We start from the raw sequence: 7,374 nt of genomic DNA, 5'->3' as shown, positions 1-7,374 counted from the left end.
TCGCCTTATCGTGAGGGCAACACCCCTCCGTCAGGGCTACGCCCTGCCACCTCCCCTAGCAGGGGAGGATTTGAGCAGCCATGACCCAGCGCCTCACCACCACCGCGCCCGATTTCGCCGCCGCCTTCACCAACTTGGTCGACGCGCGCCGCGAAGCCGATGAAGATGTCTCGCGCGACGTGACCGCCATATTGAAGGCCGTGCGCGCGAACGGGGACGCGGCGCTGGCCGACTATACGCAGCGCTTCGACCATCATGACCTGAACGTCACCGGATGGGCCGTGACGGCGGCGGAAACCCGCGCCGCGCTCGACACGCTCTCGACCCCGCTGCGCGACGCGCTCGAACTCGCCGCCGCGCGCATCACCGCCTATCATGAAAAGCAGCGGCCCGTGGACAGCGACGGCGTGGACAGCGCGGGCGTGCGCCTGGGCGCGCGCTGGAGCGCGGTCGACGCAGCGGGCCTCTATGTACCGGGCGGGCGCGCCGCCTATCCCAGTTCGCTGCTGATGAACGTCATCCCGGCCAAGGTCGCGGGCGTGCAGCGCATCGCGATGGTCACGCCCACTCCCAATGGGGAGATCAACCCGCTGGTGCTGGCCGCCGCGCAGATTGCGGGGATAGAGGAAATCTGGCGCGTCGGCGGGGCGCAGGCCATTGCCGCGCTGGCTTATGGCACGGACCGGATCGCGCCGGTGGACGTCATCACCGGACCCGGCAATGCCTGGGTCGCCGAAGCCAAGCGCCAGCTTTACGGCGTGGTCGGCATCGACATGGTCGCCGGGCCTTCGGAAATCGTCGTCGTCGCGGACGGCAGGAATAATCCCGACTGGATCGCCGCCGATTTGCTCAGCCAGTCGGAACATGACCCGACCAGCCAGTCGATCCTGTTTACCGATGACGCGGCCTTTGCCGATGCGGTCGATCGCGCGGTCGACGGGCGGCTTGGCCAACTCGCCACGGAAAAGGTCGCCCGCGCCAGCTGGACCGCCAATGGCGCGATCATCATCGTGCGCGATTTTGAAGAGGCGATGCCGCTGGTCAACCGCCTCGCCGCCGAACATCTCGAACTCGCGGTGGACGATCCCGACGCGCTGTTCGCCAAGGTACGGCACGCCGGATCGGTTTTCCTGGGTCGCATGACGCCCGAAGCGGTCGGCGATTATGTCGCCGGGCCGAACCACGTCCTGCCCACGGGCCGCCGCGCGCGCTTCTCGTCGGGCCTGTCGGTGCTGGACTTCATGAAACGCACCAGCTTCCTCAGCCTCGACGATGCCGCGATCCGCGCGATCGGCCCGGCTGCTGTGGCGCTGGCCGAAGCCGAAGGCCTGCCAGCGCACGCGGCGTCAATATCTCTCCGTTTAACATAAATTCCGTTCGCCCTGAGCGAAGTCGAAGGGCTGGGCAGAGCCGAAGGCGAAGCCGCTTCGACAAGCTCAGCCCGAACGGCTAAGGAAGACATTATGAAAGCACGCTCCAAATCCCGCTCCGCCGCGCGCCTTGCCGCGGTCCAGGCGCTGTACCAGCTCGAAATGGAGGGTACGCCCGTCCATGTCCTGCTGCACGAATTCCATGCCCACCGCCTGGGCGCCACGATCGAGGATGTCACCTACGCCCCGGCGGAGGAGCCGTTTTTCGATGATATCGTGTCCGGCGTGGACAAGCGCCGGGACGAGATCGACGCGCTGATCGTCGCCCGCCTGTCGAGCCTCTGGAGCCTTGAACGGCTCGACAAGCCGATGCGCCAGATCCTGCGCGCGGGCACCTATGAACTGCTGGCCCGTGCCGACATCGCGACCGCGACGATCATCAGCGAATATGTCGATGTCGCCCACGCCTTCTACGACAAGCGCGAGTCCGGCTTCGTGAACGGCTTGCTGGATGCCGTGGCCAAGGACGCGCGTAAGTAAAGCTCCGTTCGCCCTGAGCGAAGTCGAAGGGCGCGCCTGAGCGAAGTCGAAGGCATCTCGCTGCGCTCGATGTAGGGCTTCGACTTCGCTCAGCCCGAACGGTAGGGTATAGCCATGTCCGCCGAATCCCGCTTCCTCGACCTGCTGCGCCTGCTGGCCAACCATCCCGCCGCGCAGGGGTTGATGGACGACGTCGCGATCCTGCCGGTCGGCGACACGAAACTCATCCTCACCAGCGACACGATGGTGGAGGGGGTCCATTATCTCCCCACCGATCCGCCCGCCGACATTGGCTGGAAACTCGCCGCCGTGAACCTGTCCGACCTCGCGGCCAAGGGCGCACGGCCGGTCGGCTGCCTGCTCAACTATGCGCTGTCGGGCGACGAAGCGTGGGACGCCGCCTTTCTCGACGGGCTGGGCGACGCGCTTGACCGCCATGGCCTGCCGCTGCTGGGCGGCGATACGGTCAAGATGCCCGATGGCGCGCCACGCAGCTACACGCTGACCGCGATCGGCGAGGCAGGCTGCCCCATCCCCACCCGCGACGGCGCGCAGCCGGGCGACATGCTCTATGTCACTGGCCCGGTCGGCGACGCAGGCATCGGCCTCACCCTTGCCCGTGCCGATCCCGGCGCGTCCGGCCCGCTGGTCGACGCCTATCGCCGCCCCCGTCCCCGCCTGTCCGAAGGCGCGCTGATCGCCCCGCTGGCCAGCGCGATGATGGACCTGTCGGACGGCCTGCTGATCGACGCGCAGCGGATGGCGCAGGCCAGCGGCGTCGCCATCACCATCGACCATATCCCCTTGTCCCCCGCGCTGGAGAGCGTGCGCGGGGCCAGCACCGCGGTGCAGATCGCCGCGGCCCAGGCCGGGGACGACTATGAACTGCTCTTCACCCTGCCGCGCGGCGAAACGCCCCCCGTCCGCGCCATCCGCATCGGCCATGTCAGTGCCGGGACGGGCCTGACCCTCATGATCGACGGCGCAACCGTGCCATTACCGGCCACACTTGGCTGGGAACACGGATAGTCCCCCAACCCGCTTGACGCGCGCTGCCGGGTCTGTAGCTTCATCTCACCCTATTCTCAGCCCGGTTGGACCGCTTATGTGCGTGTGCCTGTTGCTGATTGACGCGGTGCCAGATGTCGGACCCCCTCCGTCCGGCCGCCCGCCTATGCGCCCTTCGTTCGCCCGTCATTCCCTGCGGAGCGGCCGATGAAAGTCATAAACGGGGGAGAGGAACGTCTATGCCAATCGTCATCATCGCCATAGGGTGCGGCCTGCTGGCCGTGCTCTACGGCCTGTTCACCAGCCGGCAGGTGCTCAATGCGCCTGCGGGCAACGCCACCATGCAATCGATCGCCGCCGCCATTCAGGAAGGGGCGAAAGCCTATCTGGGCCGCCAATATACCACCATCGCCATTGTCGGCGCGGTCGTCGCGCTGCTGGTATTCTATTTTCTGGGGCTGACTTCGGCGGTCGGTTTCCTGATCGGCGCGGTCCTGTCGGGTGCGGCGGGCTTTATCGGCATGAATATTTCGGTGCGCGCCAATGTCCGCACCGCTGAAGCCTGTCGCGGCACGCTGCAAAGCGGCCTTACCGTCGCCTTCCGCGCCGGGGCCATCACCGGCATGCTCGTGGCGGGCCTTGCCCTGCTCGCGATCAGCCTGTTCTTCTGGTATCTGACCGGCCCGGCCGGCCATGCGCCCGACGATCGCCTCGTCATCGACAGCCTCGTCGCGCTGGCGTTCGGCGCGTCGCTCATCTCCATCTTCGCCCGCCTTGGCGGCGGCATCTTTACCAAGGCCGCCGATGTCGGCGCGGATCTGGTGGGCAAGGTCGAAGCCGGCATACCGGAAGACGACCCACGCAACCCCGCCGTCATCGCCGACAATGTCGGTGACAATGTCGGCGATTGCGCGGGCATGGCCGCCGACCTGTTCGAAACCTATGTCGTCACCGTCGGCGCGACCATGGTGCTGATCGCGCTGCTGGTCGCAGGCGTCGACAATGCCTTCAAGATGAGCCTGATGTCGCTCCCGCTGATCGTGGGCGGGGTGTGCATCATCACCTCCATCATCGGCACCTATTTCGTGCGGCTGGGGTCCAGCCAGTCGATCATGGGTGCGCTCTACAAGGGCTTCTGGGTCACCGCGATCCTTTCCATCCCGGCCATCTATTATGTCAGCTGGCGCACGCTGGGCGACATGAACGCAGTGTTCGGCGCGGATCTGGACGGGGTCGGCGGCTATACCGGCATGGACCTGTTCTGGTCGATGATGGTCGGGCTGGCCGTCACCGGGCTGCTCGTCGTCATCACCGAATATTATACCGGCACCAATTATCGCCCGGTCCGCTCCATCGCCAAGGCGTCCGAAACCGGCCATGGCACCAACGTCATTCAGGGTCTGGCCGTCAGCCTGGAATCGACTGCCTTGCCTACGCTGGTGATCGTCGCGGGCATCATCGTCGCCCATCAGCTGGCGGGCCTGATCGGCATCGCCTTTGCCGCAACCGCCATGCTGGCGCTTGCCGGGATGGTCGTGGCGCTCGATGCCTATGGCCCTGTCACCGACAATGCCGGCGGCATTGCCGAAATGGCGCATCTCGATGACAGCGTCCGGGTCAAGACCGACGCGCTCGACGCTGTGGGTAACACGACCAAGGCGGTGACGAAGGGCTATGCCATCGGCTCGGCGGGGCTGGCCGCGCTGGTGCTGTTCGGCGCCTATACGGAGGATCTGAAATTCTACAATTCGGCGCTGGGCCTTACCGCCCCGGTCGATTTCAGCCTCTCCAATCCCTATGTGATCGTCGGGCTGCTGCTGGGCGCTTTGCTCCCCTATCTGTTCGGAGCGATGGGCATGACCGCCGTGGGCCGCGCCGCCGGTGACGTGGTCAAGGACGTCCGCGCGCAATTTGCGGAAAACAAGGGCATCATGGACGGCACCAGCAAGCCCGACTATGCCCGCACGGTCGATCTGGTGACGAAGGCGGCGATCAAGGAAATGATCGTCCCCTCGCTCCTGCCCGTCCTTGCGCCCATCATCGTCTATTTCGTCATCGCCGCCGTCGCGGGCGTCTCCAACGGCTTTGCCGCCCTTGGCGCGCTGCTGCTGGGCGTCATCGTGTCGGGCCTGTTCGTCGCCATCTCCATGACCAGTGGCGGCGGCGCATGGGACAATGCGAAGAAATATATCGAGGATGGCCATCATGGCGGCAAGGGCAGCGAAGCCCATAAGGCCGCTGTCACCGGCGACACGGTGGGTGATCCCTACAAGGACACCGCTGGCCCGGCGGTCAACCCGATGATCAAGATCACCAACATCGTCGCGCTGCTGCTGCTGGCTGCGCTGGCGCATGGGGGCATGTAGTCCCCACAACGGACTGAAACGATAACAAAAATATCGTGACGAAGCGCCAACCCCGCCCTATTTCCCAGGGCGGGGTTGGTCGTTTCGGGGGCATAGGAATGAAAGCGTTTTTCACATGGCTGGCGAGCAGCGCCCTGCCTTTCGCGGCGCTGGCGCAGACCGACGCCCCGGTTGCTCCGGCCCAGACCGCCGCACCGGCCTACACGCTTAAGGATTTCGCCGCGCTGCCGCTCATGGATGCGCCGGCCCTGTCGCCCAACGGCCTGCATATCGCCAGCCGCGTGGCGGTGAACGGCGAACAGCGACTCGTCATCGCCGACGTTCATGAAGGGGCCGACCGTATCCGATCGATAGGGTTGAGCGACAACGACCTCAACTGGTGGCAATGGGTCAATGACGACTGGCTGATTGCTGGCGTGGGCGCTGAAAGCAATGTGCAGGGGACGCCCTGGTATATCAGCCGCGTCGTCAGCATAAAACGTGACGGCAGCAAGGTGATCCTGCTGGCGAAAAAGGACGCTGCGCAAAATGCCGACGATGTCATCTGGATGGCGCGCGACGGCACGCCGCGCATCATGCTCTCCTACCAGACCTCCATTTTTTACGACGAGCCGGGTTTCTGGCCAAGGGTCGATGAAATTGACGTCAGCACCGGACGGATGCACAGCGTCGTCGCCCCGAAAACGTTCGTGCGCAGCTGGTTTGCCGACGCAGCCGGCACGGTTCGCATGGGCGTGGGCTATAGTGATGCGACGCGAACGGCGAAACTTGTCTATCGACCGGACGGGAAAGCATCGTTCCGAACGATCGATCGCGCCGATCGGCGCCGTGGCGAATCCCTTGTCTCGCCACTGCTTTTTACCGCAGATCCGAACAAGGCGATTGCAGAAGATGATCGCGAGGGCACCGATGCCCTCTACGAACTGGACCTGACCACGCTGGAGTTGGGGAAGAAGATTTTTTCCGCTCCGGGTTTCGACATAGGCAGCATATCGACCGACAGCAGCGGAATGGCGCTGGCCGGTGTGGCCTACACCGCAAACGGGCCGTCGGTCCATTGGTTCGACGCCACTCTCGCCAAAATTCAGGCGGATCTGGACAAGGCAGTCCCCGATCGGCGCGCGCGCATCATATCGCTCAGCCGCGACCGGCAAAGGATGATCGTCCATGTCGGCTCGGCCGATCAGCCGGGCGCCTATTATTATTATGATACCAACGCGGGCGCGATGAGCCTGTTGTCCAAGGTCAGCGGCCGGTTCAGTACGAAAACCCATCTCGGCCCGGTCAAGACCATCCACTACAAGGCGCGTGACGGGCTGGACATCGCCGCCGTCCTGACCCTGCCGGTCGGATCGGCGGCGAAGGATCTGCCGCTCATCCTGATGCCCCATGGCGGCCCGTTCGCCCGTGACAGCGAAGATTGGGACTGGTGGGTGCAGTTCCTCGCCTGGCGCGGCTATGCCGTGCTGCAACCCAATTATCGCGGGTCATCGGGCTATGGCACCGCCTTTGCGGAAAAGGGCGAAGGGCAATGGGGCCTTGCCATGCAGGACGACCTGAACGATGCGGTCGACTGGGCGGTCAAGCAAGGCATTGCCGATCCCAAACGCGTCTGCATGGTGGGCGCTTCCTATGGCGGTTATGCCGCCATGCGCGCGGCCCAGCGCGATCCGGCGAAATATCGCTGCGCCGTCTCTTACGCCGGGGTATCGGACCTGGCGGCGATGATGCGCTATGATCGTCGCTTCCTCAACCATAGCACGCGCCAGGACTGGCTGAAGGAACAGGCTCCCGATTTCGCGTCGGTCTCGCCAGTCCATTTTGCCAGCCAGTTTGCCACGCCCATCCTGCTGATGCACGGAAAGAAGGACCGGCGCGTTCAGGTCAATCAGTCCCGCGAAATGGCCGAAAAGCTCAAGGCCGCAGGCAAGGTCGAGGGGCGCGACTATATCTATGTCGAACAGCCGCTGGCCGATCATCATTTTTCCCGCGAAGCGGACCGGCTGGAGTTTCTCGAACAGATGGACGCCTTTTTGAAAGCCCATAACCCGGCGTGACAGCCTCGTCTGGCAACATTGTGTCACAAAACC

General features: G+C 64.8%; 5 protein-coding genes. All 5 read left to right on the top strand.

The features are described from left to right. Window positions 1-80 precede the first annotated feature (80 nt). Complete coding sequence (gene hisD, locus SX1_RS05360; protein ID WP_019052236.1) at window positions 81-1,370, top strand: histidinol dehydrogenase; 1,290 nt, start codon at window positions 81-83, stop codon at window positions 1,368-1,370. 93 nt (window positions 1,371-1,463) lie between these two features. Next, on the top strand, window positions 1,464-1,910 hold the full coding sequence (gene nusB / locus SX1_RS05355; RefSeq protein WP_019052235.1) for a transcription antitermination factor NusB: 447 nt from the start codon (window positions 1,464-1,466) through the stop codon (window positions 1,908-1,910). A gap of 114 nt (window positions 1,911-2,024) precedes the next feature. Next, window positions 2,025-2,939, top strand: a complete 915-nt coding sequence (gene thiL / locus SX1_RS05350) for a thiamine-phosphate kinase (protein ID WP_019052234.1) — start codon at window positions 2,025-2,027, stop codon at window positions 2,937-2,939. 218 nt (window positions 2,940-3,157) lie between these two features. Continuing rightward, window positions 3,158-5,284: a sodium-translocating pyrophosphatase gene (locus SX1_RS05345; RefSeq protein ID WP_019052233.1), complete on the top strand. Its 2,127-nt coding sequence runs from the start codon at window positions 3,158-3,160 to the stop codon at window positions 5,282-5,284. 98 nt (window positions 5,285-5,382) lie between these two features. Continuing rightward, complete coding sequence (locus tag SX1_RS05340) at window positions 5,383-7,341, top strand: alpha/beta hydrolase family protein (RefSeq protein WP_019052232.1); 1,959 nt, start codon at window positions 5,383-5,385, stop codon at window positions 7,339-7,341. Window positions 7,342-7,374 lie beyond the last annotated feature (33 nt).

The sequence above is a fragment of the Sphingobium xenophagum NBRC 107872 genome, from assembly GCF_000367345.1.
GTDB lineage: Bacteria > Pseudomonadota > Alphaproteobacteria > Sphingomonadales > Sphingomonadaceae > Sphingobium > Sphingobium xenophagum.
Note: the sequence above shows the minus strand (reverse complement) of the source record. Positions and strands in the feature narration are given on the sequence as shown.

What these genes read in the sequence shown, in the direction of transcription:
- hisD (WP_019052236.1), top strand. Translation starts at nt 81, where the DNA reads ATGACCCAGCGCCTCACCACCACCGCGCCCGATTTCGCCGCCGCCTTC.
- nusB (WP_019052235.1), top strand. Translation starts at nt 1,464, where the DNA reads ATGAAAGCACGCTCCAAATCCCGCTCCGCCGCGCGCCTTGCCGCGGTC.
- thiL (WP_019052234.1), top strand. Translation starts at nt 2,025, where the DNA reads ATGTCCGCCGAATCCCGCTTCCTCGACCTGCTGCGCCTGCTGGCCAAC.
- SX1_RS05345 (WP_019052233.1), top strand. Translation starts at nt 3,158, where the DNA reads ATGCCAATCGTCATCATCGCCATAGGGTGCGGCCTGCTGGCCGTGCTC.
- SX1_RS05340 (WP_019052232.1), top strand. Translation starts at nt 5,383, where the DNA reads ATGAAAGCGTTTTTCACATGGCTGGCGAGCAGCGCCCTGCCTTTCGCG.